Raw genomic sequence first — 25,096 nt, forward strand, 5'->3', positions numbered from 1 at the left:
CGGCCTCGTCTGTGTCGCGACCCCCGTCGGCGCAAGCCCCCGTCGAACGGGAGTCGGGCGTCCTGAGCGGGTCTATGCTCCTGTTCGGGGCTGCGAGCGACCATGATCGCCGGCCGCGGCCCGCATCAGGAACCGGAACCTCGAGAAAGCCGCACCACGTGTCACAGGACCTCATGTCACCTGAGAACAACGTCCAGCGCATCATGCGCACCGGAACCGTCTGGTTCGGCGTCGCGGTCGGGAGCACCGCGATCGTCCTCGGGCTCCTCCTCAGCTCTGGCTGGCGGCCGGCCGTCCTCGCCGAGGGACTCCGCGTGGTGTGGTGGTGCTGCTCGGTCATCGTGGGTCTGAGCATCGGCCTGCTGGGCTGGTCCGGGTGTCCGATCCTCGAGGTGGACGTCCCGACCGCGTCACGGAACAAGTCGCTGACCATGCAGCTCGGAACGATGCTGTTCATCCTCGGAAGCCTCGGCGCCATGTTCACCGTGCTGGCCGGGTCGCCGAGCTGACACCCGCGGCGCGGGCAGATCCGGCTCCGGCGGCGTCGTAGAGTCGATGCATGGCCCGATCCTCAGCACCGCTCCGCAGACTCGGCTTCCTCACGATGGGCCTGTTCGACCCCGAGGAGCCGGCGGCCGGGCACGAGGCGACCCTGCAGCTCATCGAGCTCGGTGAACGCCTGGGGTTCGACAGTGCCTGGCTGCGGCACCGGCACCTGCAGTTCGGCATCTCCTCACCGGTCGCCGTCCTCGCCGCCGCGACGCAGCGCACGAAGCGCATCGCGCTCGGCACCGCGGTCACACCGCTCGGCGCGGAGAACCCCTTCCGGCTCGCGGAGGATCTGGGCACGGTCGACGTCCTCTCGGGAGGCAGACTGCTTCCCGGCTTCAGCACCGGGGAGCCGATGCGGTTCGACGCGTTCAAGCACGCGATCTATCCGTCGACGCTCGACCAGGAGGACCTCGGCTACGACCGCGTCCTCCGCCTCCGCTCCTTCATCCGCGGTGACGTCGTCAGTGACAGCGCCGGTCGTGAGGGCCAGGAGGACTACTCCTCACGGGTCGAGCCGCATGCCGACGGTCTGGCGGAGCGGCTCTGGTACGGAGCAGGCAGCCTGCGGTCGGCCGGTTGGGCCGGCGAGCACTCCTTCAACCTGCTCACGAGCAGCGTCATCGCCGCCGAGGACGGCACGACGGACTTCGCCGCGAACCAAGCCGCCCAGGTCCGTCGGTTCCGAGAGCTCCACCCGGCGGGTGAGCGGGCCCGCGTGTCACAGGGGCTGGTGGTCATCCCGACGGACTCCGCGACCGCGTCCCAACGCGCCCGGTACCACGAGTACGTCGAGTCGAGACGGCACCGGGTCGGTGTCGCCCACGGACCGCGGCGGATGCTCTTCGCGGAGGATCTCGTCGGCAGCAGTGCGGAGATCGCGGAACGGCTACACGAGCACGCCGGATTCCAGGAGGTCGACGAAGTCGCCTTCGCCCTGCCGTTCACGCTCGAACCGGACGACTACACGCAGCTGCTCACCGACATCGCCGGCGCACTCGGGCCCGCCCTCGGCTGGCGACCGGCCGCGGACGGGGAGTCCCGTCCGGCCTGAGCGGACCGGTCGGAGACGACTTCCGGTCGCGCGTACAGTGCAGGTATGACGCAGCACGGGTTCAGACGGTACGTGGCCATCGGCGACAGCTTCAGCGAGGGCTACGGGGATCTCCGGGAGGACGGCACCCTCCGCGGGTGGGCCGACTTCGTGGCCCTCGGCCTCGCCCGGGCGTCCACGGAGACCGTCAGCTACGCGAACCTCGCCATCCGCGGTCGGAAGCTCCTGCCGATCCTCGACGAACAACTCGACCGTGCGATCGCGATGGGTCCGGACCTCGTCAGCTTCAACGGCGGCGGTAACGACATCATGCGCCCGCGGGTGTCGATCGACGGCGTCGCCGACCGCTTGGACGGTGCGGTCGAACGCCTGCGTGCCGGTGGAGCCCACGTGCTGCTGCTGAGCGGGGCGAACCCCTCGGCCCACATCCCGATGGGTTCGCTCCTCGCCCGCCGCGGCGAGCAGCTGGCCCAGGCCGTGCGGGTGCGGTATCCGCGCGAGGGGGTCACCTTCGTCGACAACTGGGCCGATCGGACGCTCGCCGACCTCCGGTACTGGTCGGTGGACCGCCTGCACCTCAACGCCCTCGGCCACGCCCGGGTGGCGAGCAACGTGCTGACGGCGCTCGACGTGCCGGTCCCGGAGGAGTGGGGGATCGACGACGTCGCTGCGGCGCCGCCCGGTCCGCGTCAACGCCGCACCGCGGCCTACTACCGCGAGCACGTGCTGCCCTGGATCGGGCGCCGCCTGACCGGACGTTCCTCCGGTGACGGCCGCGAACCGAAGATCGCCCAGCTGCAGCCGGTCGACACCCGCGGCTGACCGGCACCGGTCAGCCGCGGATCATCAGCCGACGCGGACGAGCGTGCGCTGCCAACCGGAGGATCCGTTGGGAGCGATCGGCGCCTGCTCCTCGATCTGGAGGTTCCCGGCCTTGTCGGTCGCACGGACGGCGACGTAGTGCGTACCGGCGGTCGCCTCCCAGTCCATCCACCACTGCACCCAGGTGTCGTCGTTGATGGCGGTCGTGAGGTTGACGCTCTGCCAGTCGCCGTTGTCGATGCTGACCTCGACCTTGGCGATCCCGACCGTCTGCGCCCAGGCGACGCCCGCGATCTTCGCCGGTCCGGCCGGCAGCTGCTTGTCGATGCGAGGCGTGTCGATCCGCGAGGAGAGTTTGATCGGCGCTTTCGCGTCGTATCCACGCGGGGTCCAGTAGGCCTCGTCCTTGTCGAAGGTCGTGACCGTCAGCTTCGTCAGCCACTTGGTCGCCGACACGTAGCCGTAGAGGCCCGGGACGACCATGCGAACGGGGAAGCCGTGCTCGAGCGGCAGCGGCTCGCCATTCATCGCGACGGCGAGGATCGCGTCCAGGTTCGGGTCGGTGAGCGACTCGATCGGCGTGCTCGCCGTGAAGCCGTCCACGCTCGTGGACAGGACCATGTCGGCCTTCGAGTCCGGCATCGCCCGCTTGAGGACGTCACGCACGGGGATGCCGAGCCACTTCGCGTTGCCCAGGAGGTTGCCGCCCACCTCGTTCGAGACGCAGGTCATGGTGATGACGTATTCGTCGAGACCCATGGCGAGGAGCTCCTCGAAGGTGATCTGCACCTGCTCGCCGACCATGCCGTCGATCGTGAGCGTCCAGGTGGCCGGGTCGACCGTCGGCACGGTCAGCGCGGTGTCGACGCGGTAGAACTTGTCGTTCGGCGTGAAGAGCGGGCTGAGGCCGTCGACGTCCGCCTCGGCTCCGTCGGGGATCGTGACGGTCGACTTCGGCGCCGGGAGCTTGAGGGCGTCGCGGACGGCCGTGATCGACGAGGTGGTGACGTTCACGAGGCGTGCGCCCACGCCGACGACGACGGCACCGGCCGCCGCGATGCCGGCCACGCGGAAGAAGCCCCGGCGGTCGAACGCCGCGCGCTCGTCGTCCGAACCGTTCGCGGCTCGCTTCGGCAGGCGACGACTCAGGAGGATGAGGATCACGACGCCGGCCGCGAGACCGAGGATCACGGGGACGACGGCGAGCGGGGTGGCACCGGCACGGGTGACGGTCGTCGCACCGGCGAAGACGCCGGCCGCGATGAGGACCACGACACCGAGCGGTGGACGGATCTGCTGCAGGACCCCGGCGATCGCCGCGGCGACCACGACGGCGACCCCGAGGCTCACGAGGAGGAAGATCTTGTCGTTGCCACCGAAGGTCTCGATCGCGAACTCCTTCGCCCACCGCGGGACGATGTCGATGACGAACGATCCGACGGTGAGGAGGGGACTGCTGCCGCGGGCGAACAACAGCGCCGCCAGCTCGGCGATCGCGAGGAACACCGCTGCTGCGACGATGCCGGACAGTGCTGCCGCGAACCAGACGAGACGTCGTCCGCTCCGCGTGGTGCCGGTCTGGTGCTTCGATGGCATGTGCTTCTCCCTGATCGTGGCTCGACAGGAGTTCGGAGCACTGCCCGGATCAGACGGGTCGGATCCGCCGGCCGCCCGTCGCCTCGGCGGTCAGGCCGTCGAGACGGCCAGCCGCAGTCCCGTCTCGGACGCCAGCCGGAGGGCCTCGGCGAACTCCTGCTCGCTCCGTTCGAGCTGCGCTGCGAGCGCCGGGTCACGGTCGGCGAGGGTCAGACTCGTCGTGATGACGTGGACGTCCATGCCGAGCGCTCCACCGAACAGCGTCCGCAGCGCCGGCACCTCGTGATCCCAGCCCTCGGTCGGGCTACCCGCGTCGTAGGCGATCCCGCGGCTGGTGGCGATGACGACCGGCCTGCCGGTGAGCGCTCCCGTGTCCGCGGAGGTGACACCAGGCACATGGATGTGGTCGATCCACGCCTTGAGCGACGAGGGGATCGAGAAGTTGTAGAGCGGCGCGCCGATCACGACGATGTCGGCGCCGAGCAGCTCGTCGAGCAGGACGCGCTGGAGCGCCTCGGCCTCGGCGGGCGGGTTCGCACCGGGGCGGCGGTCTGCCGGCGCCCAGTGGAGACTCGCGTCGGCGAGGTGGGGGACGGGATCCAGGTGCAGGTCGCGGCGGACGACGACGCCGGTGGGGTCGGCGGTCGACCAGGCGTCCACGACGGCCTGCGAGAGCCGGCGGGACCGGGAGGTGTCGAGATCGGCGGAGGAGTCGAGGTGCAGGAGGGTGGGCATGCGGCAACGCTAGCAAGCCGGGTCCCGTCCGCTTCCTTGCGGCACGCACCGGTGGCGGTTACCGTCGCAGGATGGTCGACGCCGCAGCCCCCACCACGTCCGCTCGCCAGGACGCACGCGTCCTCGACGAGACCGACCCGCTCGCGAAGCACCGCGCGGCGTTCGTCCCGGCCGAGGGCGTCGTCGCCTACCTCGACGGGAACTCCCTGGGGCGTCCGTTGCGGGCCACGGCGGAGCGGTTGCAGTCGTTCATCGCGGAGGAGTGGGGGACGAGGCTCATCCGCTCGTGGGACGACCGCTGGTTCGAGCTGCCGCTGACGCTCGGCGACCGCCTGGGAGCGGTCGTGCTCGGCGCCGCGACCGGCCAGACGGTCGTCGCCGATTCGACGACCGTGCTGCTGTACAAGCTGATCCGCGCGGCGGTCGACGCGACGTCGTCCGCCGGAGGGGCCGCTGGGCGCGACGAGCTCGTGATCGATGCGGGGAACTTCCCGACGGACCGCTTCGTGATCGAGGGGATCGCCGCTGAACGCGGTCTGCGCGTCCGATGGATCGACGCCGACCCGGTCCACGGTGTCGCCGCGCACCAGCTGCGCGAGGTGGTCCGCGAGCAGACCGCACTCGTCGTGCTCAGCCAGGTCGACTACCGGTCCGGAGCGCTGCTCGACGTGGAGGAGCTGACCGCGATCGCGCATCAGGCGGGCGCACTCGTCCTCTGGGACCTGTGCCACTCCGCCGGTGCGGTCCCGATCGAGCTGGACGCGTGGGGCGTGGACCTCGCGGTGGGCTGCTCCTACAAGTACCTCGGCGGCGGGCCCGGTGCTCCGGCGTTCGCGTACGTCGCGGCGCGCCATCAGGACCGGCTCCTCCAGCCCATCCAGGGGTGGATGGGCGCCGCCGACGTCTTCGCCATGGCCGACGCCTATCAGCCGGCCGTCGGGATGCGCCGGTTCCTCAGCGGAACGCCGCCGATCGTGGGCATGCTGCCGCTCGAGGACTCACTGACACTCATCGAGTCCGCCGGTGTCGCGGCCATCCGCGCGAAGTCCGTGGCGCTCACCACGTTCGCGATCTCCTGGGCCGACGAGCACCTCGCGGACTCCGGTGTCAGGGTGATGACCCCTCGTGACCCGGCGCGTCGCGGTGGCCATGTGACGCTCGGCCACCCGTCGTTCCGCGAGATCACCCCGCTGCTCTGGAATGCGGGCGTGATCCCCGACTTCCGGCACCCGGACGGTCTCCGCATCGGGGTCGCACCCCTGAGCTCCGGCTTCGCCGAGCTCGAACTCGGGCTGATCCGGATCGCCGAGGCCGTCCATCGGTGGACGGCCTCACACGGCTCCACCCCGCCTGGCGGACGTCCGTCGTAGGCTTGGCGGCATGCCCGCTGCCTCTGGAACCCAGTACCGTCTCCACCGCGCCGGTCCGCAGGGCGAGGTCCGAGCGACGGTCACCGAACTCGCCGCCGGACTCCGCGAACTGACGGTCGGCGGACGCACCCTCGTGCAGTCCTTCGGTGAGGACGTCGTCGCCCCGATGGGGTGCGGGATGGTGCTCGTGCCATGGCCCAACCGCGTCCGCGATGCCCGGTGGACGCTCGACGGTGAACCGCAGCAGCTCGACGTCACCGAGGCGGCGACCGGGAACGCCTCCCATGGTCTCCTGCGCAACACGGGATACCGGGCGGGCGATCACACCGATCACGCGGTGACCCTGCTCGCCTCGGTGTTCCCGCAGCACGGCTACCCGTTCCGCCTCGACACCTCGGTCGCCTACACCTTGGACGACGACGGCCTCCGGGTGACCCACACCATCGTGAACCGGTCGAGTCGCCCCGCTCCGGTAGCCGTCGGCGCTCACCCCTACCTGGCGCTCGGCGACGTGCCGACCTCCGACCTCACCGTGACGGTGGCCGCCGACACCTGGTTCGAGACGGACGAGCAGCGCATCCCGGTCGCCTCCCGCCCCGTCGACGGGACACCGTACGACCTGCGCTCGGGCGCTCGCGTGGGCGACCTCTCGATCGACGTCGGCCTGGGCTCGGTCCAGCAGGTCGACGGTGCCATCCGACACCGGCTCACCGCACCGGACGGCGACACCGTCGAACTCTGGGCGGACGACGACTTCCGGTTCGTCCAGGTCTACACGCCGAAGAACTTCCCGTCGGCAGACGGACCGACGCAGGCCGTCGCCATCGAGCCCATGACGGCCCCCGCCGACGCGCTGAACAGCGGGACCGGACTCCGGTGGTTGGACCCCGACGAGCGGTGGTCGCTGTCCTGGGGGATCCGACTCACACGGGTGTGACCGGCACGCCGTTCGGCGGACGGTCGACCGTCCCACGGGCGGAGGAGGATCAGCTCAGAGGATGACGCCGCGGGGGCGATGATCGCCCCGGCGTCCGATGTGCCGCCCCTGGGCGTCGACGGACACTTGTGGCATGACCACGCACCTGGACACCAGCCCGAATCTCTTCACCCTGTCCGCGCCCCGGGTCGCGCAGACCGAGCGGCTTCAGGTGGCGCGGCCGACGGATCGACCGCGCGGACGGTTCGGGGCCTTCGTGGGCGTCCTCCTGGGGAACATCGTCCTCTGGAGCACGCTCTTCATCACGATCGGCATCGTGCTCGCGCTGCAACTCGGCATCGTCGGCGTCATCGCCGCGTCGATGTTGCGCTGAGCTCGATCCCGTCGTCAGGCACCTGAGCCGGCGAGGCCCGTTCCGGATTCGTCGGCTGCGTCCTCAGCGGGCGCGTCATCGTCCAGCGTCTCGTCCTCGACCACGGCGTCCGGGAGCCCGGGCAGCATGGCTGCGGCGCCCTCGTCGCGGATACCTTCGACCGCTCCGAAATCAGACATGATGCTTCCTCTCGATCGTCGTGCCCGCCAGCGTAACCGGCGGACACGACGATCGACAGCCCTTGCGGGCGGGAGCTTCGTCAGTCGACGATCGACACCGTCACGTCGATGTTGCCGCGCGTGGCGTTCGAGTAGGGGCACACCTGGTGCGCCTGGTCGGCCAGCTGCTGCGCTTCATCGTGCGTCACGTTCGGCACGTAGACGTCGAGCTCGACGGCCAGGCCGAAGCCGCCCTCACCGTTCGATCCGATGCCGACGCTCGCCGACACCTCGGCGTCCTTCGTGTCGAGCTTCGCGGTGCGCCCGACGGCGTGGAGGGCGCTGAGGAAGCACGCGGCGAAACCGGCGGCGAACAACTGCTCGGGGTTGGTGCCCTCGCCGCTGCCGCCGAGTTCCTTCGGGGGACGGGTGTCGAAGTCGAGGAGGTCGTCCTCACTGCGGACGTGTCCGTCTCGTCCGCCTCCGGTGGCATGGGCAACTGCTGTGTACGCGATATCCATTGCTCCATCCTTGCACCGTCGTGCGTGCCCGGTGCACCTTCTCCGGGACCTCTCGGCAGTCGTTCAGTGCAGTGTGGATCGAGCCGCGTCGACCACAGCCGTCGTGACGAGCTCGAGCAGCCGGGAGTGGAGTCGCCACTGCTGCCAGAACAACGGGACGTCGACGCCGCCCGTCTCGTCGAGCACGACGAGTTCGCCCCGGCGCAGCGGCGCGTCGGACTGCGCGTCCGGGAGCATGCCCCAGCCGAGACCGAGGCCGACGGCGGTCGCGAAGTCCGCCGAGGCCGGAACATGGTGCCGCGGCGGGTCGGCGGGGTCGACGCCACGTCGTCGGAGGTAGGCGTCCTGGAGATCATCCTTCCGGTCGAACACGACGACGGGTGCTGCGGTGAGCGCCTGGGCGGTCGCACCGTCCTCGAACCAGCGCGTCGCGAACGCGGGTGCCGCAATCGGTCGGTAACGCATCCGGCCGAGAGGCCGCACCGTACAGCCCTGGACCGGCTCGGCGTTCGACGTGACCGCGGCCATGACGCTGCCCGCACGGAGGAGGTCGGTCGAATGATCCTGGTCCTCGCGAGCGAGGTCGAAGACGATCGACTCCTGCGCTGCGATGTCCGCCAGCACGGGCAGCAGCCAGGTGGCGAGGGAGTCGGCGTTCACGACGATCGGGATCACCGCCGGGGTGGACGGCGTGAGCGCGTCGTCGGCGTGCAACTCCAGCGCCGCGTCGTGACCGAGCAAGTGCACCGCGCGGCCGAGGCGGAGCACGATCTCACCTGACGCCGTGATGGTGATCGGTTTGGTCCGGAGCAGGAGGACCCGTCCGACGCTCTGCTCGAGAGCCTTGATGCGTTGGCTGATCGCCGACGGCGTGACCATCAACTCCCGGGCGGCCGACTCGAAGGTGCCGTGATCGACGGCGGCGACGAAGGCCCGCAGCTGCTCGAAGTGGAAGTCCATCATAAGAACATCTTATGATTCATCAGAATATTGAACTGGATTCATCATGCTGCGCCTCCTACGGTCGGAGGATGACCTCCGCACTGCAGGCCGCGATCGCGGGCCTCGGCCTCGGCCTCTCACTCATCGTGGCCATCGGCGCCCAGAACGCCTTCGTCCTCCGGCAGGGCATCCGGCGCGAGCACGTCCTGCCGGTCGTCCTCGTGTGCGCACTCTCCGACGCGGTGCTCATCATCGCCGGTGTCAGCGGCATCGGCTTCGTCGTGGAGCGGTTCCCCGTGGTCCTCGTCGTCCTCCGTTGGGCCGGCGCGGCCTTCCTGCTCGGCTACGGTCTCCTGGCCGCAGGCCGTGCGCTCGCCCCGTCCGGTCTCGCCGCCGACCGCGGTGGCAACGGCCTCTCGCTCAGGGCGGCGGTGCTCACCGTGGTCGGCCTCACCTGGCTGAACCCCCACGTGTACCTCGACACCGTCCTCCTCCTCGGCTCGATCGCGAACACGCACGGGGAGGTGGAGCGGTGGTGGTTCGCCGCCGGCGCGGTCCTCGGGAGCATCCTGTGGTTCACCGCTCTGGGGTACGGCGCTCGGTTGCTCCGCGGCGTCTTCGCGAAGCCCGTGGCCTGGCGCATCCTCGACGTCGCGATCGCGGTCGTCATGATCGCCCTCGCGATCATGCTCGTCCTGCGCCCCTGAGCGTGCTCGAGGATGCCTGGTTAGGATTGCCGGGTGATGAGAACCCTGCGTGAGGTCAACACCGTCGTCGAGCGCCTCTGGCCACTGTCCGGAGCCGAGGACTGGGACGCCCCGGGGCTCCTCGTCGGCGACCCGGACCAGCCGGTCGGGCAGGTGCTCCTGGCGGTCGACGCGGTCGGCGTGACCGTCGACGAGGTGCTCGAGCGCCCCGACGGTCTGCTGCTGGTCCACCACCCGCTGCTGATGCGTGGTGTCACCACCGTGGCGGGCGACCGGTACAAGGGGTCGCTCATCACACGGCTGATCCGCGGCGGCGCCGGACTCATCGCCGCCCACACCAACGCCGACGTCGTCGTCGACGGGACCTCGGACGTCCTCGCGCAGCGGCTCGGCCTGCGCGGCGCGACACCGATCGTCCCCGCCCCCGACGGCCTGACCGGGCTGGGTCGGGTCGGCGACCTCCCGGAAGAGACGACGCTCGGCGCGCTCGCACGTGCCCTCGCCGAGATCCTGCCGGCGACTGCCACCGGGGTCCGTGCCTCCGGGGAGTACGACCAGGCCGTCCGGCGGATCGCGCTCTGCGGGGGAGCGGGGGACTCGCTCCTGGCCCACCCCGCGGTTCGCGCGGCCGACGTGTACATCACGGCCGACCTCCGCCACCACCCGGCGTCCGAGGCCCGGGAACAGGCACTCCTCGGCGGCGGGCCGGCCCTCGTCGACGTCTCCCACTGGGCGAGCGAGTGGCTGTGGCTGGAGGGGGCCGCCGACGCGCTCCGACGAGAGCTCCCGGGACTCGACGTGCGGGTCAGCGAGCTGCGCACCGACCCGTGGGACTTCGTCGTCACCCAGTAGTCGGCGCGGCCGGTAGGGTGATGAGTCGAGAGTTTGGAACAGACGTGAAAGCCAGCCCAGCAGACCAGAAGACGTTGCTCACCCTGCAGAGCATCGACACCGGCGTGCAGCGCACCGCCCACCGCGCGGCGAACCTCCCCGAGGCCGCGCGCATCGCGCAGCTCCAGGCCGAGATCGAGACCGTCCGCCTCCGTCGCCTGGAGCGGGTCGGCGTCCGCGACGACGCACAGACCGAGCTCGGGCGCATCGAGTCCGACGTCGCCGTCGTCGCTGCCCGCATGAAGCGCGACGCCGACCGTCTCCAGTCGTCCACCTCCGTCAAGGACGTCGAGGCGCTGCAGAGCGAGATCGCCTCGTTGCAGAACCGGCAGAACAACCTCGAGGAGATCCAGCTGAACGTCATGGAGCGGGTGGAGGCCGCGGAGGACGCCGTCGCCCAGGTCGACGCCGAGCGCGCCGGACTCCAGGAACTCCTCGACGAGGTCGTCACCAAGCGCGACGCCGAACTCGTCGAACTCGAGGCCGAACGGGCACGACTCACCGCCGACCGCGAGTCACTCGCACCCGGCATCCCCGCCGACCTCCTGGCCCTCTACGACCAGCGCCGCGCCCGCGGCGGTATCGGTGCAGCACTGTTCCGCGCCGGCACCTGCGGCGCGTGCAAGATGTCGCTCACCGGCAACGACCTCCAGGCCGTCCGCGCCGCACCGTCCGAAGAGGTCGTGCAGTGCCCCGAGTGCGCCGCGATCGTCGTCCGGACGGACGAGTCCGGCCTCATCTGAGCCGGACGCGGGCTGCACGACACCGGCGGTCCGCGGCCGCTGTCACGGGCCGGTAGACTCGTCTCCGTGAACGGGCCGGCTAGACGGTCGCGTCACCGAGACCTCCGGGTGTCGGTGCCGAGGAACGTCCGGGCTCCACAGAGCAGGGCGGTGGGTAACACCCACCCGGGGTGACCCGCGAGACAGTGCCACAGAGAACAGACCGCCGTGGGCGACCACGGTCAGGGTGAAACGGTGGGGTAAGAGCCCACCAGCGACCGGGGTGACCCGGTCGGCTCGGTAAACCTCGTCCGGAGCAAGGTCAACAGGGAACGCTGAGGCTGCTCGCCAAGTTCCCGGGTAGACCGCTAGAGGGCGGCGGCAACGTCGTCCCGAGAGAGATGGCCGTCCAAACGCGAGAGCGTGGGACAGAACCCGGCGTACCGGTCGACCCGTTCACACCCCAGCACGGCCGCGACTGCGTCGAGCCGTACTGCGACACCCGCGCAAGCGTGGGACAGAACCCGGCGTACCGGTCGACCCGTTCACACCCCAGCACGGCCGCGACTGCGTCGAGCCGTACTGCGACACCCGCGCAAGCGTGGGACAGAACCCGGCGTACCGGTCGACCCGTTCACACCCAATGCCCCGCTTCTCGCGCTGCGACGGAAGCGACGACGGAACCGCCGCAGCGTCCCGCAGCGCTCAGGCGATGCGTTCCGCGGGGCCGGCGGCGAGCGCGGCTGCGCCGAGGATGCCCGCGTTGTTGCGGTGCACGGCGGGGATGATCGGGGTGTCGAGCTTCAGCAGCGGCAGGAAGTGGTCCGCGTGCTTGGACACGCCGCCGCCCACCACGAACTGATCGGGCGAGAAGAGGAACTCGAGGCGCTCGTAGTACTTCTGGAGGCGCTTGGCCCACTTCTCCCAGCTCAGGTCCTCGCGCTCCTTGACCGCGTAGGACGCCCGCGTCTCGGCGTCCTTGCCGTCGATCTCCAGGTGCCCGAGTTCGGCGTTCGGGATCAACGTGCGGTTGTAGATGAGCGCCGTGCCGATGCCGGTGCCGAGGGTCGTCAGGATCGTGAGACCGCTGGCGCCCTTGGCCGCCCCGAACTCGGTCTCGGCGTATCCGGCCGCGTCGGCGTCGTTCACGAAGGTGATCTCGCGCCCGAGGCCCTGCTCGAACAGCTGCTCGGCTTCGAGGCCGATCCAGGCGTCGGAGACGTTCGCCGCGGACATCGTCCGGCCGTTGCGGACGATCGCGGGGAAGCAGACGCCGAGCGGGAGTCCGTCCGAGGCCGGGGACAGCTGCTCGAGCACCTCGCGCACCGTCACGACGATGTCCTTCGGCTCGCCGCCCTTCGGCGTGGGGATCTTCACCCGATCGGTGAGGAGGGCACCCGTCGTGAGATCGACGACCGCACCTTTGATGCCGGTCCCTCCGATATCGATGCCGACGGCGGACCGGGGAGCTGCGTTCGTCATGCGTCCAGCCTAGAGCGCCGCGGGCGCTGCGGCGGTGTCGATCGTGCTCGGAAGGGTCAAGACCTCGGCCCCGCGTTCGGTGACGACGAGCGTGTGCTCGAACTGAGCGGTCAACGACCGGTCGCGGGTCGTGACCGTCCAGTCGTCGTCCCACTGCTCCCAGTCCGGGGAGCCGATCGTGAGCATCGGCTCGATCGTGAACACCATGCCCGGCTCCATCACCGTGTCGTACAGCGGCGCGGCGTCGTAGTGGGGGACGATCAACCCCGAGTGGAAGGACCGGCCGACGCCGTGGCCCGTGAAGTCGCGGACGACGCCGTAGCCGAACCGCTTCGCGTAGGACTCGATCGCACGACCGATGACGTTGATCTGCCGGCCGGGGGCGACGGCCTTGATGCCGCGGTTGAGAGCTTCCCGGGTGCGCTCGACGAGGAGACGGGTGTCGTCGGCGACGTCGCCGACGAGGAAGGTCACGTTGCTGTCGCCGTGCACCCCGTCCACGTAGGCCGTGATGTCGATGTTGACGAGGTCGCCCTCGCGCAACACGGTGTCGTCGGGGATGCCGTGGCAGACGACCTCGTTGACCGAACTGCAGATCGACTTGGGGTAGCCGCGGTACCCGAGCGTCGACGGATAGGCGCCCTCACCGATGACGAACGCGTGTCCGATGGCGTCCAGTTCGTCGGTGGTCACCCCGGGACGGACCGCCGCGCCGACGGCCTGGATCGCATCGGCGGCGATGGTCCCGGCGACCCGGATGCGTTCGATCTCCTCAGCCGAGTACAGGTCGCCCCGGGTGTCGGTGGCCGGTGCGGCGCGGCCGACGTACTCGGGGCGGACGATCGTCTCCGGCACCGATCGGGGGCGGCCGACGCGACCGGGGATCAGGTGACCTGCGGTGTCGAAAGGCATAGGATCAAGCCTAACCGAGCAGGGGAGACGCGCCGTGGCGAAGGAACCATCCGAGCAGTACTGGTACAACACGAAGACCGGTCAGGTCGAGTTCGGCTTCGAGTCGAGTGTCGTCGACCGCGTCGGTCCATTCGAGACGGCTGCGGAGGCCTCGCACGCACTCGAGCGACTGCGCGCCAACAGCGCGAAGTGGGACGCCGACGAGGCTGCCGAGGACTGAGCCACCCGGCTCGCAACGCGAGCGGATTGCGTGTCAGCCCTCTTCCGCAGGCGTGGTGCGATCCGCCAGGATGGGCCGAGCGATGAAGCTCGAGCGGGGGGGAACATGCACAGGATCGACCGTCCACGGAGGCGACCGATCGCCGTCGGACGAGGTGCCGTCGCGGCCCTCACCCTCGGACTCCTCCTCATGCCGACGTCGCCAGCCGGTGCAGCGCCGACGGTCGCCGCCGAGGTCAGTACCGCCGAGTGCGTCACCGCGGTGCCCGGTGGTTCCCGCTGCGGCGTGTTGACGGTGCCCCTGTCGCGCGCGGTGCCGGACTCGGCGGAGGCCACCCTGCCGTACGTGCTCGTACCGGCCGCCCTCGAGACCGGGCGACCGCCGCTCGTCTACCTCGCCGGCGGGACGGCGCTCTCGACGCTCGACATCCAGCAGCTCGCGGTCGAGGGCGGGCTTGCCGCCGACCGCGACGTGGTGTTCGTCGAACGCCGGGGCGGTCGCGACGCCACACCGTCGCTCGACTGTGCGCCGGCGACCGCCGCCATCCGCGCCTCGCTCGGCGCTGATGGGGACCGTGCAACCCGCATCGCCGCGGTCGGCACGGCCGTCGCCTCCTGCACCGCGGCCTGGCAGGAGGACGGCGTCGTGCCGAGCGACTTCGGCGTCGCCCCCGCGGCGGCGGACCTCCGCGACCTCCGGGAGCAGCTGGGCTACACACGATGGACCATCCTGGCCGTGGGCTCGTCGGCCGGCGTGGCCCTCGCGGCCCCCGACGTCGATCCGGGTGGTGTCGACGGCGTCGTGCTCGACGGCCCCGACCTGGGTGCACCCGGGATCGTCTCCGCGGGCGGTGTGGCGGCCGCCCTGGCCGTCGTCCGTGCGCGCGGCATCGAGCCGCCGGGTCCCGTTCCGTCCCCGCCGGCGGCACCACAGGCCGCCGCCGCTGAGGAACCGGAGTCCGCGACCCCGGACACCGCGCGCTCCGAGGTCTCACGTTCGGCCGGGATCCTCACCGCCGCCACCGATGCGCTCGTCGCCGAACCGCACCGCACCTCCGGACCGCGGCCGATCACCCTCGGTGGCGACGCGCTCCTGGCGATCGCCTCACACGCGTTGTCCGAACCCACCGCCCAGGCGGCACTCCCGGTGCTCCTGAGCTCGGTCGCGGACGGCGACAGCACGGTGCTGGATCCCGTGGCGAACGATGCGATCGCCCAGCTGGCCGACCCCGGTGGCATCCTCGACCGCGTGCTCGGGTGTTCGACGACCGGCTGGCCTGGGTCGATCGAACGCTCTGACGCGGAGGTCACCGCGCCGACGCTGCTGGAGGACGTCGCGGCCGCTGCCTGCTCCTCGTTCGCCGTGGGTGCGACGCCGTCACCGGGAGCGATCGGGACGTCGGTCCTCGTGGTCGGCGCCCCGGAACAGGCCGCCGCCCTCGCCGTCCCCGTCGCCGACGGCACGGCGGACGCCCTCGTGGCGGTCTTCCCCGGGTCGGGAGCCGTCCCATCGGTCAGCAGTGGGTGCGCACGGGTCGCGATGCGCGCGTGGCTCAGTGATCCGGCGAGCTATCGGGCGGCGCTCTGCGACACCGACGACGCGGCCGTCGCCGTCGTCGATCGTGCCGATGTCGCGGCGAGCCCGCGGTGGGCCCAGCAGACCTCGTCGGACGCCGGCGGCAGGTGGTTGCTGCTGGTGCTGCCCATCCTGTTCGGGCTCGTGGCCATCGGATGGTCCGTGGCGTGGGGTTACCGGTTGATCACCCAGGCGCTTCGGCGCCAGCCGGTCCAGGACGGTCTCCTGCTGGGGATCGCTCCGGTGTTCGGAGCGACGTGGGCGATCGGCGGAGCCGTCGTGCTCGTCCGTGCCGCTGCTTCGAGTCCGGCGATCGCTCTCGTCGGGGTGCCCGCCGCCTTGCCGTGGCTCTCCATCGCCCTCCTCGTGAGTTGCCTCGGGCTGGTGCCCGTCTGGCAAGGGGCCCACCGTGGATCGCGGCTGCGGATCGCCGCCCTCTCACTGCTGTGGGCGGCGACGGCCGGCTGGACCGCACTCTTCGTCCTCGCCTGGTGGTGAGCCGTGGATCGCCCACGACCGGAGCGCGCTGATGAGCGGGAACGGGGACGGAGCCAGTAGCCTAGACACGGGCCGCCGGCCGAAGGAAGAGGGGCAGATGGATAAGCAGCGCGACTTCGTTCTCCGCACGATCGAGGAGCGGGGCGTCAAGTTCGTCCGGCTGTGGTTCACCGACGTCGTCGGGACCCTCAAGTCCGTCGCGATCGCCCCGGCCGAAGTGGAAGGCGCGTTCTCCGAGGGCCTCGGCTTCGACGGGTCGGCGATCGAGGGGCTCAGCCGCTCCTACGAGTCGGACCTCCTGGCCCACCCCGATCCGACGACCTTCCAGATCCTGCCGTGGCGCGGCGAGATCGACCCGACGGCGCGCATGTTCTGCGACATCACGACGCCCGACGGCCAGCCCGCCGTCGCCGACCCGCGGAACGTCCTGAAGCGCACCCTCGCGAAGGCCGCCGACATGGGGTTCACGTTCTACACGCACCCCGAGATCGAGTTCTACCTGCTGAAGTCCTCGCAGTACGGCGTCGACGGACCGGAGCCGGTCGACTCCGCGGGCTACTTCGACAACGTCCCCGGCGGCACCGCGCACGACTTCCGTCGACGTTCCGTCCGGATGCTCGAAGACCTCGGGATCTCCGTCGAGTTCAGCCACCACGAGGCGGGCCCCGGCCAGAACGAGATCGACCTGCGGTACGCCGACGCCCTGACGACGGCCGACAACATCATGACCTTCCGCACCGTCGTGAAGGAGGTGGCGATCGAGCAGGGCGTCTACGCGACGTTCATGCCGAAGCCGCTCGTCCACCAGCCCGGCAGCGGCATGCACACGCACATGTCGTTGTTCGAGGGCGACTCGAACGCCTTCTACGAGGCGGGTGCGCAATACCAGCTCTCGAAGACGGGCCGGCAGTTCATCGCCGGACTCCTGACGCACGCTCCGGAGATCACCGCGGTGACGAACCAGTTCGTGAACTCCTACAAGCGACTCTGGGGTGGCGTCGGACCGAACAAGCTGTCCGAGGCCCCGAGCTTCGTCTGCTGGGGCCACAACAACCGCTCCGCACTCGTGCGCGTGCCGCTCTACAAGCCCAACAAGGGCCAGAGTGCTCGGGTCGAGTACCGCGCCATCGACTCCGCCGCCAACCCGTACCTCGCCTTCTCGCTCATGCTCGCCGCTGGGCTGAAGGGCATCGAGGAGGGCTACGAGCTCCCGCCCGAGGCCGAGGACAACGTCTGGACGCTCTCCGACACCGAGCGTCGGGCGCTGGGATACAACGCGCTGCCCGCCAGCCTCGATCGCGCCGTCAGCCTGATGGAGGGTTCCGAACTCGTGGCGGAGACGCTCGGCGAGCAGGTGTTCAACTACGTCCTGCTGAACAAGCGACAGGAATGGCACGAGTACCGGGCCCAGGTGACCCCCTTCGAGTTGGCCAGCAACCTGGAGATGCTCTAGACGAGGGGACCGGTCGGTCGCATGGTCCGCGAGAACATCTCCCTGAGCACGCTCGCCCGACTCGGGTTCACCGGTCTGGGTGAGGCCCGGGACCGGCTGGACGAGCTCGCCGAGCTCGTCCAGCTCGACCCGGCGTCGCTGTCGCCGTCCTTCGCCGTCGCGGCCGACCCCGACGCCGCGCTGGTCGGTGTGCTGATGGTCGGTCGGAAGTCACCCGACGTGCTCTCAGCGCTCCTGTCGGACCAGGCCTCGGCCGAGCGACTGTTCCGACTGTTCGGCGCCTCGCAGGGGTTCATCGACTTCTTCCTCCGCCACCCCGACCAGCTGTCGGTGTTCGAGTTGCCGGTCACCCGCGTCCCGACGCTGCAGGAGGCGCGCGACGAACTGCTCGCGAGCGTCGGTGCCGAGGACGGCTTCGCCGCGATCGTCGAGGAGCCGGCCTGGGACGCGATCCGCGTGGTTTACCGACGGCTGCTCGCCGAGGTCGCCCTCTTCGACCTCTGCGCCCCGGACCCGATCGTCGTGCTCGACCGGGTCGCCAGTGCCCTCTCCGACCTCGCAGCCGGTGCATTGGAGGCCTCCATCGCCGTCGCACGCACGCAGACGAGTGGCCCGAGGGGTCCCGGCGTGTACCCGCGTGAGGAGGTCGCCGCCACCCGCTTCGCGATCATCGGCATGGGAAAGGCGGGCGCACGGGAGCTGAACTACGTCTCCGACGTCGACGTCATCTTCGTCGGTGAGGGTTCGGGCGACGGCGAGGACGGGCTCGACAACGGGCGTGCCGTCGAGATCGCCACCCGGCTCGCGGTCCTCACCATGCGCGGTCTCGGACAGGCTGGTCTCGAGCCGAGCCTGTGGGAGGTCGATCCGAACCTCCGTCCGGAAGGGAAGGCCGGCGCCCTCGTCCGCACGCTCGAGTCGCATCTCGTCTACTACGACCGCTGGGCGAAGAGCTGGGAGTTCCAGGCGCTCCTCAAGGCACGGGCCCTCGCCGGCGATCCCGACCTCGGTGCCCGCTACATCGAGGCGGTGCAGCCGAAGGTGTGGGGGAGTGCGTCCCGCGAGGGCTTCGTCGAATCCGTGCAGCGCATGCGCGAACGGGTCACCGAACACATCCCGGCGGAGGACGTCCACTACCAACTGAAGCTCGGCCCGGGCGGGCTCCGCGACATCGAGTTCACGGTCCAACTGCTGCAGCTCGTCCACGGACAGCTCGACGACTCCGTGCATCAACGCGGAACCCTCGCCGCCCTCGACGGCCTGGCGACCGCCGGGTACATCGGTCGTGCCGAGGCGCAGGAGTTCGCGCACGACTACCGCCTGCTCCGCGTGCTCGAACACCGCCTGCAGCTGACGCGCCTGCAGCGCACGCACATGATGCCGCGCGACGAGCCGTCCCTCCGATCCCTGGCCCGATCGAGCACGCTCGCGACGACCGCACAGGCGCTCGTCACGCGATGGGAGGCCACGAAGCACGGTGTCCGGCAGCTGCACGAGCGGTTGTTCTACCGGCCGCTGCTCTCGGCGGTCGCGGCCTTGCCCGAGAGTGGTCTGAGTCTGACGAGCGGTCAGGCGGAGGCGCGTCTCGCGGCGATCGGCTTCGTCGACCCCCGCGGCGCGCTCGCCCACATCGGGGCGCTCACCGCCGGCGTGTCACGGCGCGCCAACATCCAGCGGCATCTGCTGCCCGTCATGCTCGGCTGGTTCGCGGACGGCGCCGATCCCGACTACGGATTGCTCGCGTTCCGGCGGCTCAGCGAGTCCCTCGGCGAGTCCCACTGGTTCCTACGGATGCTCCGCGACTCCTCAGGCGCGGCGGAGCGGCTCACACGGGTCCTCTCGGGGTCCCGGTTCATCGGCGAGCTCATGGACCGCATCCCCGAGTCGGCCGCTTGGCTCGCGGGCGACGAGGACCTCCTCCCACGATCGTCGTCCGCGCTCGGCGAGGAGATCGCCGCCATCCTCAGACGACACGACTCACCGGACACCGCGGCCGCCGCCATCCGGGCGGTACGGCGACGCGAAGTGCTCCGGCTGGCGATGTCGTCGACCGTCGGCATGCTGGACGTCCAGGGCCTCGCCGCCGGACTGACGGACGTGTCGACGGCGACGCTCGCAGGGCTCCTCGGCGCCGTCAGACGCATCGGCGGCCTCGGCGCGGACATCGAGTTCGCCATCATCGCCATGGGCCGCTACGGCGGCGCAGAGCTCGGACTCGGTTCGGACCTCGACGTCCTCTACGTGTTCCGGCCGAAGGACGGGGTCGACACCCAGGATGCACAGCGGCAGGCCGGAGCGATCACCGCAGAACTCAAGCGTCTGAGCGAGGACGCCCGGCTCCCGCTCGACCTCGACCTCGACCTCCGTCCCGAGGGGAAGAACGGTCCGCTCGTGCGCTCCCTCGACTCCTACCGGAACTACTACGCGCGCTGGTCTCTCACCTGGGAGGCGCAGGCGCTGCTCCGCGCCGCCGGGGTAGTGGGCGACACCGAGCTCATCGAGGCGTTCACCGAGGTGGCGGACACGGTTCGCTATCCAGCCGCGATCAGCGAGCAGTCCGTCCGCGAGGTCAAGCGGATCAAGGCACGTGTCGAGAACGAGCGGTTGCCGCAGGGCGCCGACCCGACGAGACACCTGAAGCTCGGGCGCGGCTCGCTCAGTGACGTCGAGTGGTTCGTCCAGCTCCTCCAGCTCGAGCACGGCGCGGCGGTGCCGTCGTTGCGAACCACCTCGACGCTTCGAGCGCTCGACGCGGCGGTGGAGGCGGATCTCGTCGACCGGGAGTCCGCCGAACGACTCCGTGAGGCCTGGATCCTCGCGTCGCGGATCCGCTCGGCCATGACGCTGTGGTTGAACAAGACGCAGGACGTCCTGCCGAGCGACCGACAACAGCTCGAAGGCGTGGCGCGACTCCTGGAGTACCCGACCGGATCGGCGAGCCTCCTGGAACAGGACTACCTCGCGGCCACCCGGCGCGCCCGGACGGTCTTCGAGCACGGCTTCTACGGCATCTGAGCCGAGATGCGGCGAATCGTCGCTCACGGGGGCCCGGAGCGACGAACTGCCGCAACTCAGGCCGCGCAACGCGAACCGCCCGCCATCCGAGCGGATGACGGGCGGTTCGCGGTGCAGCAGGTCGTCAGACGCCGTAGTACAGCTCGAACTCGAACGGGTGCGGGCGCTGGGCCAGCGGCTTGATCTCGTTCTCGCGCTTGTACTGGATCCAGGTCTCGATGAGCTCCGGCGTGAAGACGTTGCCGGCGAGGAGGAACTCGTGATCCGCCTCGAGTGCCTCGAGCGCAGCGCCGAGCGATGCGGGCACCTGCGGGATGTTCTTGGCCTCCTCGGGGGGAAGCTCGTAGAGGTCCTTGTCGACGGGCTCGTGCGGCTCGATGCGGTTCTTGATGCCGTCGAGGCCGGCCATCAGCTGAGCGGCGAACGCGAGGTACGGGTTGCCGGACGCGTCGGGCGCGCGGAACTCGATGCGCTTGGCCTTCGGGTTCGTGCCCGTGATCGGGATACGGATCGACGCCGAGCGGTTACCGGCCGAGTAGACCAGGTTGACGGGCGCCTCGAAGCCGGGGACCAGGCGGTGGTACGAGTTCACCGTCGGGTTCGTGAACGCCAGGACGGCGGGGGCGTGCTTCAGCAGGCCACCGATGTACCAGCGGGCGAGGTCGGACAGGCCGCCGTAGCCGTTCTCGTCGTAGAAGAGCGGCTTGCCGTCGCTCCACAGCGACTGGTGCGTGTGCATGCCCGAGCCGTTGTCGCCGAAGAGCGGCTTCGGCATGAACGTCGCGGTCTTGCCCCACAGCTCGGCCGTGTTCTTCACGATGTACTTGAACTTGAGGATGTCGTCCGCTGCGGCGACCATGGTGTCGAAGCGGTAGTTGATCTCGGCCTGGCCGCCGGTGCCCACCTCGTGGTGCGCGCGCTCGAGGATGAGGCCGGCGTCGATCAGCTTGAGGCTGATGTCGTCGCGGAGGTCGGCCTGCTTGTCGACAGGGCTGACGGGGAAGTAGCCACCCTTGTACGGCGTCTTGTTGCCGAGGTTGCCGCCCTCTTCGGCGCGGCCGGTGTTCCAGGCTCCTTCTTCGGAGTCCACCGAGTAGAAGCTCGAGTGCTGGTTCACCTCGTACCGGACGTCGTCGAAGATGTAGAACTCGGCCTCGGGGGCGAAGAACGCGGTGTCGGCGATGCCGGTCGAGGCGAGGTACTTCTCAGCCTTCTTGGCGACCTGACGCGGGTCCTTGGAGTAGATCTCGCCGTTGCGGGGGTTGTAGATGTCGAACACCATGATGAGCGTGCGCTCGGCACGGAAGGCGTCGATGTAAGCGGTGGAGACATCCGGGATGAGCTGCATGTCCGACTCGTGGATGTTGGCGAAGCCACGGATGGACGAACCATCGAAGAGCTGGCCGACGGTGAAGAACTCCTCGTCGACGGTGCTGGCCGGGATGTTGAAGTGCTGCTGCACGCCGGGAAGGTCCGTGAAGCGGATGTCGAGGAACTTGACATCGGTGTCCTTGATGAACTTGAGCACTTCGGAAGAATCACTGAACATGTGAATGGCTCCAAATGGGGTTGGTACAGGGAGGCTGCACAGCGCAGCCATCTGTGAGACTACGGGGAGGGGGTTACCCCGCCATGACACCCATGTTTCGTGGATGTTACGAGAATCCCCGCCCGAATAGAATGGCACAGTGCCCCACACCCCGCAGAATCCACGGACCTTCGGAGAGCTTCCTCCCAGCGCCTTCCCCGGTGAACGCCTCGGACTCCCGGAGAGCGGCGTCCGATCGGTCGCGCGGGTCGGTCGGCGGATCACCGCGCTCGTCATCGACTGGGCCCTGGCGGTCGTCCTCTCCGTCGCGTTCTTCGCCTACGACGCCACCGCGACGCTCGTGATCTTCGCCATCATGCAGTTCGTGTTCATCCCGACCATCGGCGGCAGTCTCGGTCATCGCCTGTGCGGCATGCGACTGATGCCGCTGACCGGCGGTTGGGTCGGCCTCTGGCGGCCGGCCGTGCGTACCGTGCTCCTCTGTGTACTCGTCCCCGCGCTCGTCTGGGATTCGGACCAACGCGGCTTCCACGACAAGGTCGCCGGCACGGTGCTCCTGCGGGTGCGCTGAACGCAGCCGGAAGCGCGAACGGCCGCCCTCGGTCAAGAGGGCGGCCGTTGTCTCCGTACCGCGAGCTGTTCCGAGCGGTGTCGGTGGGTCAGCGCGCGCGCTGCGGGCGGACCCGCATCGGGTCGACGCCCTTCGGGATGGGGAGCTGCGTACCGAACGAGGACAGACGGTTGCTGACCGCGAGCACCTCGGGGTTGGTCAAGGACTTCTTGACCTTCCGGAGGGCGCCGGAGAGCTGACGGAGCTGCACGGAGTCGGCGTCGGGGCCGACGTGGAAGACCGTGATCGGCACGTTCGGGAGGATGCGGGTGACCTTGCGCTTCTCGTCCTCGAGCAGGCGTGAGGTCCGCGATCGGGGTCCTTCGGCGATCAACGCGACGCCACCACGGCCCACGGCCCGGTAGATCGCGTCCTGGGTCTTCGGGTTCACGGCGACGGGCATCTCGCTGGTCTGCCACGAGCGCGGAGCAGCGCGGAGCACCTGGCCCACCGCGCCCGGCCGACCCTCGATCTGCGTGTAGACGACCTTGTCCGCGCGTCGGGTGAGGATGAACAGGGCCGCGAGGATACCGGCGAGCACTCCCGCGATGATCCACATGACGAGCGCGAAGATGTTGCCCGCCGAGAACAACAGCGCGACCGCGACACCGATGAGCACCGGCAGGATGAAGCCGCCGAGCATCAACCACTGTGCCGCCTTGTCGTGGCGACGGGTGAGCTGGAACACCTGCCAGAGCTGCTTGATCCGCCCTGGTTCCTTCTGCGCCGCCGGGGGCGCGTCCTTCTGAGCCATGCTCCCAGGATAGCCGGTGACGGAGGGTCCTGATGCTGCGTTCTCCTCCACAGGCCGGCGGCGCGGGGACGTTGTCCACAGCGGCGTGCGCCGACGGCGCCGGATGGGGCTCCGCGTCGGAGGATCGAGCTATGGAAACACTGCCAGACCCGTCCGCCACCACAACCCGAGTGGCAGGCCGTCGTCTCGTCCGGCGCCTGGGCGAGGGCCGGGAGTGGACGGCCTACTCGACGGTGCTCGCCCACCCCGGATCCGCGCACGGCGGGCGTACCGACCAGGCCGCCCCGGCGGGCGACGCGGTGCTGCTCCGAGCGAGAGCGGACGCCGCCGAACGCAACCTCTGGCGTCGCGCGGCCATCCTGTCCCGACTCGACCACCCGCACATCGTGAGACTCGTCGACGTCGCCGAGGATCCGAACGGCCTCCCGTGCCTGCTGATCGAGCGGCTCGCCGGCGGCACGTTGGGAGAACTGCTGCGCCGCCGCGAGTCGATCGCTCCCGGTGAGGCCGTCACGATCCTGGCACCACTGGTCGACGCCATCCGAGCAGCGCACCTCTCCGGGATCAGCCACGGGTCGATCAGCGCTTCGGCCGTGCGCTTCGCCGACGACGGCCGACCGGTCCTCACCGGCTGGTCGGGCGCGGCTCCCGTGGACCACCAGACCATCGATGGTGGGCTCGGCCGCACTGCTCCGGCGTTCGCTGCCGATTGGACGGCGTTCGCGGCGCTCATGGACGGTGTCCTGCAGGCGACCGACCCCGACGAGGCTCCCTCGACCGTGGCCTGGGCCGACGTCGTGCCTGAACTCGCCGACCACGAGATCGCCAACCGACTGCAACAGCGGATCCACGCCCTGGCACGACCGCTCCCGGTCCTGCTCGACCGCGTCGACCCGCCGTCCGCATCACCCGCCGATGCCATCCGTGCTTCCGCCGATCGCGAGCAGCGGACCGCTCCGCTCCCGCCGACCCGACGAGCCGCGGTCGAATCGCGGCGTCGGTCACGACATCCCGCGTCGTCGCGGCGTCGTCGTCTGGCCTGGCGACCCGGTCGAGGCACACGGGTCGCGGCCGCCGCCCGCTCGACGCCGTCGGTCGACTCCAGCCCGAGACGTCGTCGACTCGTGATCGGAGCGGCGGGCGCGGCAGCAGCACTGGTGTCGGCTGCGATGGTGTTCCTGCCGTCCGAAGACCCGAGCACCGCGATCGCGCCGACGCCGGCCGGTTCGGTCGGCCCGGCACCCGAACCGGTCACGGGTACTGCGCCGCTAGAGGAGACGCCGACGTCACCGGCGGACGAAGCCGACGCCGTCGATGCGGTCACCGGTGACGATCCGGCGGCCGCGGCCCGCGAGCTCGTCCGCCGACGGGATCAGTGCCGCACGACGGGGGAGGAGGGGTGCGTCTGGGACTCCGTCGAACGCGGGTCCCCGTTCGACGACGACGAGCACCTCGGTGTCGGGATCGGATCGATCGATGCGGCGAGCCTCGACCTCGTCGACCGTCAGGGCGACGCGGCGGTCCTTCGCGGCACGGCCGAGCCGTCCGAGACGGACGAGGCCGCCGCAGGACGACGACAGCCCGTCACGCTCCTCGTGGTGAGGGGCGAGACGGGCTGGCGTCTGCGGGAGGTGTTCACCGCCGGATGAGG

Annotated in this window: 24 protein-coding genes and 1 other RNA gene; 16 read left to right on the top strand and 9 right to left on the bottom strand. The window is 70.1% G+C overall.

The genetic code is table 11. The features are described 5' to 3' along the window. The first annotated feature begins 173 nt into the window (after window positions 1–173). From B9Y95_RS04845 to B9Y95_RS04855, 3 genes are read left to right on the top strand one after another with little or no spacing between them, the layout of a single operon-like run. Window positions 174–509, top strand: a complete 336-nt coding sequence (locus tag B9Y95_RS04845) for a hypothetical protein (protein ID WP_148071496.1) — start codon at window positions 174–176, stop codon at window positions 507–509. A 50-nt stretch (window positions 510–559) separates the two neighbouring features. After that, a complete protein-coding gene (locus tag B9Y95_RS04850; protein ID WP_085510818.1) occupies window positions 560–1,603 on the top strand; it encodes an LLM class flavin-dependent oxidoreductase in 1,044 nt (347 codons plus the stop codon). A gap of 45 nt (window positions 1,604–1,648) precedes the next feature. Next, the gene (locus B9Y95_RS04855; protein WP_085510819.1) at window positions 1,649–2,425 is read left to right on the top strand and encodes an SGNH/GDSL hydrolase family protein; all 777 of its coding nucleotides are present in this window, start codon (window positions 1,649–1,651) and stop codon (window positions 2,423–2,425) included. Between the two features lie 24 nt (window positions 2,426–2,449). On the opposite strand, the gene B9Y95_RS04860 is transcribed toward B9Y95_RS04855, so the two are convergent. Together B9Y95_RS04860 and B9Y95_RS04865 are read right to left on the bottom strand one after the other, a co-directional pair. Further along, on the bottom strand, window positions 2,450–4,021 hold the full coding sequence (locus tag B9Y95_RS04860; protein ID WP_085510820.1) for a molybdopterin-dependent oxidoreductase: 1,572 nt from the start codon (window positions 4,019–4,021) through the stop codon (window positions 2,450–2,452). Window positions 4,022–4,111: 90 nt separating this feature from the next. Next, a complete protein-coding gene (locus B9Y95_RS04865; protein WP_085510821.1) occupies window positions 4,112–4,756 on the bottom strand; it encodes an FMN-dependent NADH-azoreductase in 645 nt (214 codons plus the stop codon). Between the two features lie 71 nt (window positions 4,757–4,827). Between B9Y95_RS04865 and B9Y95_RS04870 the strand changes: the two genes are divergently transcribed. The 3 genes from B9Y95_RS04870 to B9Y95_RS04880 all read left to right on the top strand — a co-directional run bounded on the left by B9Y95_RS04870 (window position 4,828) and on the right by B9Y95_RS04880 (window position 7,436). Next, window positions 4,828–6,126, top strand: a complete 1,299-nt coding sequence (locus tag B9Y95_RS04870) for a kynureninase (protein ID WP_085510822.1) — start codon at window positions 4,828–4,830, stop codon at window positions 6,124–6,126. A gap of 10 nt (window positions 6,127–6,136) precedes the next feature. After that, window positions 6,137–7,063: an aldose 1-epimerase family protein gene (locus tag B9Y95_RS04875; protein ID WP_085510823.1), complete on the top strand. Its 927-nt coding sequence runs from the start codon at window positions 6,137–6,139 to the stop codon at window positions 7,061–7,063. 133 nt (window positions 7,064–7,196) lie between these two features. Next, entirely contained in the window at window positions 7,197–7,436 is a 240-nt protein-coding gene (locus B9Y95_RS04880) for a hypothetical protein (protein ID WP_085510824.1), read from the top strand. 14 nt (window positions 7,437–7,450) lie between these two features. Here B9Y95_RS04880 and B9Y95_RS20620 read toward each other — a convergent pair whose 3' ends face one another. The 3 genes from B9Y95_RS20620 to B9Y95_RS04890 form a co-directional block, all read right to left on the bottom strand. Continuing rightward, the gene (locus tag B9Y95_RS20620) at window positions 7,451–7,615 is read right to left on the bottom strand and encodes a hypothetical protein (RefSeq protein ID WP_159453330.1); all 165 of its coding nucleotides are present in this window, start codon (window positions 7,613–7,615) and stop codon (window positions 7,451–7,453) included. A gap of 80 nt (window positions 7,616–7,695) precedes the next feature. Continuing rightward, window positions 7,696–8,115 (bottom strand): organic hydroperoxide resistance protein, encoded by a 420-nt coding sequence (locus B9Y95_RS04885; protein WP_064293757.1) that lies wholly within the window; start codon window positions 8,113–8,115, stop codon window positions 7,696–7,698. A gap of 63 nt (window positions 8,116–8,178) precedes the next feature. Further along, window positions 8,179–9,078, bottom strand: a complete 900-nt coding sequence (locus B9Y95_RS04890; RefSeq protein WP_085510825.1) for a LysR family transcriptional regulator ArgP — start codon at window positions 9,076–9,078, stop codon at window positions 8,179–8,181. Between the two features lie 68 nt (window positions 9,079–9,146). On the opposite strand from B9Y95_RS04890, the gene B9Y95_RS04895 reads away from it, so the two are divergent. The 4 genes from B9Y95_RS04895 (at window position 9,147) to rnpB (ending at window position 11,836) form a co-directional block, all read left to right on the top strand. After that, window positions 9,147–9,764 (top strand): LysE/ArgO family amino acid transporter, encoded by a 618-nt coding sequence (locus tag B9Y95_RS04895; RefSeq protein WP_085510826.1) that lies wholly within the window; start codon window positions 9,147–9,149, stop codon window positions 9,762–9,764. A 36-nt stretch (window positions 9,765–9,800) separates the two neighbouring features. Next, window positions 9,801–10,616, top strand: a complete 816-nt coding sequence (locus B9Y95_RS04900) for a Nif3-like dinuclear metal center hexameric protein (protein ID WP_085510827.1) — start codon at window positions 9,801–9,803, stop codon at window positions 10,614–10,616. A gap of 44 nt (window positions 10,617–10,660) precedes the next feature. Beyond that, window positions 10,661–11,398: a zinc ribbon domain-containing protein gene (locus B9Y95_RS04905; RefSeq protein WP_085510828.1), complete on the top strand. Its 738-nt coding sequence runs from the start codon at window positions 10,661–10,663 to the stop codon at window positions 11,396–11,398. A 71-nt stretch (window positions 11,399–11,469) separates the two neighbouring features. Then, an RNA gene (gene rnpB / locus B9Y95_RS04910) (RNase P RNA component class A) lies at window positions 11,470–11,836 on the top strand. Window positions 11,837–12,082: 246 nt separating this feature from the next. Here rnpB and ppgK read toward each other — a convergent pair. Both ppgK and map read right to left on the bottom strand, forming a co-directional pair. Beyond that, a complete protein-coding gene (gene ppgK, locus B9Y95_RS04915; protein ID WP_085510829.1) occupies window positions 12,083–12,859 on the bottom strand; it encodes a polyphosphate--glucose phosphotransferase in 777 nt (258 codons plus the stop codon). 9 nt (window positions 12,860–12,868) lie between these two features. Next, window positions 12,869–13,771: a type I methionyl aminopeptidase gene (map, locus tag B9Y95_RS04920; RefSeq protein ID WP_085510830.1), complete on the bottom strand. Its 903-nt coding sequence runs from the start codon at window positions 13,769–13,771 to the stop codon at window positions 12,869–12,871. A gap of 34 nt (window positions 13,772–13,805) precedes the next feature. On the opposite strand from map, the gene B9Y95_RS04925 reads away from it, so the two are divergent. The 4 genes from B9Y95_RS04925 to B9Y95_RS04940 all read left to right on the top strand — a co-directional run bounded on the left by B9Y95_RS04925 (window position 13,806) and on the right by B9Y95_RS04940 (window position 20,532). Then, entirely contained in the window at window positions 13,806–13,991 is a 186-nt protein-coding gene (locus tag B9Y95_RS04925; protein ID WP_064293764.1) for a hypothetical protein, read from the top strand. A 105-nt stretch (window positions 13,992–14,096) separates the two neighbouring features. Further along, the gene (locus tag B9Y95_RS04930) at window positions 14,097–16,064 is read left to right on the top strand and encodes a hypothetical protein (RefSeq protein ID WP_085510831.1); all 1,968 of its coding nucleotides are present in this window, start codon (window positions 14,097–14,099) and stop codon (window positions 16,062–16,064) included. Between the two features lie 97 nt (window positions 16,065–16,161). Beyond that, window positions 16,162–17,517: a glutamine synthetase family protein gene (locus B9Y95_RS04935; protein WP_079705870.1), complete on the top strand. Its 1,356-nt coding sequence runs from the start codon at window positions 16,162–16,164 to the stop codon at window positions 17,515–17,517. A gap of 21 nt (window positions 17,518–17,538) precedes the next feature. Then, window positions 17,539–20,532 (top strand): bifunctional [glutamine synthetase] adenylyltransferase/[glutamine synthetase]-adenylyl-L-tyrosine phosphorylase, encoded by a 2,994-nt coding sequence (locus B9Y95_RS04940; protein WP_085510832.1) that lies wholly within the window; start codon window positions 17,539–17,541, stop codon window positions 20,530–20,532. 124 nt (window positions 20,533–20,656) lie between these two features. On the opposite strand, the gene glnA is transcribed toward B9Y95_RS04940, so the two are convergent. Continuing rightward, the gene (gene glnA, locus B9Y95_RS04945) at window positions 20,657–22,081 is read right to left on the bottom strand and encodes a type I glutamate--ammonia ligase (RefSeq protein ID WP_056005986.1); all 1,425 of its coding nucleotides are present in this window, start codon (window positions 22,079–22,081) and stop codon (window positions 20,657–20,659) included. Between the two features lie 139 nt (window positions 22,082–22,220). On the opposite strand from glnA, the gene B9Y95_RS04950 reads away from it, so the two are divergent. After that, window positions 22,221–22,652: an RDD family protein gene (locus B9Y95_RS04950; protein WP_079705872.1), complete on the top strand. Its 432-nt coding sequence runs from the start codon at window positions 22,221–22,223 to the stop codon at window positions 22,650–22,652. An 88-nt stretch (window positions 22,653–22,740) separates the two neighbouring features. On the opposite strand, the gene B9Y95_RS04955 is transcribed toward B9Y95_RS04950, so the two are convergent. Next, entirely contained in the window at window positions 22,741–23,445 is a 705-nt protein-coding gene (locus B9Y95_RS04955) for a DUF4191 domain-containing protein (RefSeq protein WP_071260054.1), read from the bottom strand. 131 nt (window positions 23,446–23,576) lie between these two features. Here B9Y95_RS04955 and B9Y95_RS04960 point away from each other — a divergent pair, with 131 nt between their 5' ends. Then, on the top strand, window positions 23,577–25,094 hold the full coding sequence (locus tag B9Y95_RS04960) for a protein kinase domain-containing protein (RefSeq protein WP_159453331.1): 1,518 nt from the start codon (window positions 23,577–23,579) through the stop codon (window positions 25,092–25,094). Window positions 25,095–25,096: the final 2 nt, after the last annotated feature.

The sequence above is a fragment of the Plantibacter flavus genome (assembly GCF_900177615.1).
GTDB classification, from domain to species: domain Bacteria; phylum Actinomycetota; class Actinomycetes; order Actinomycetales; family Microbacteriaceae; genus Plantibacter; species Plantibacter flavus.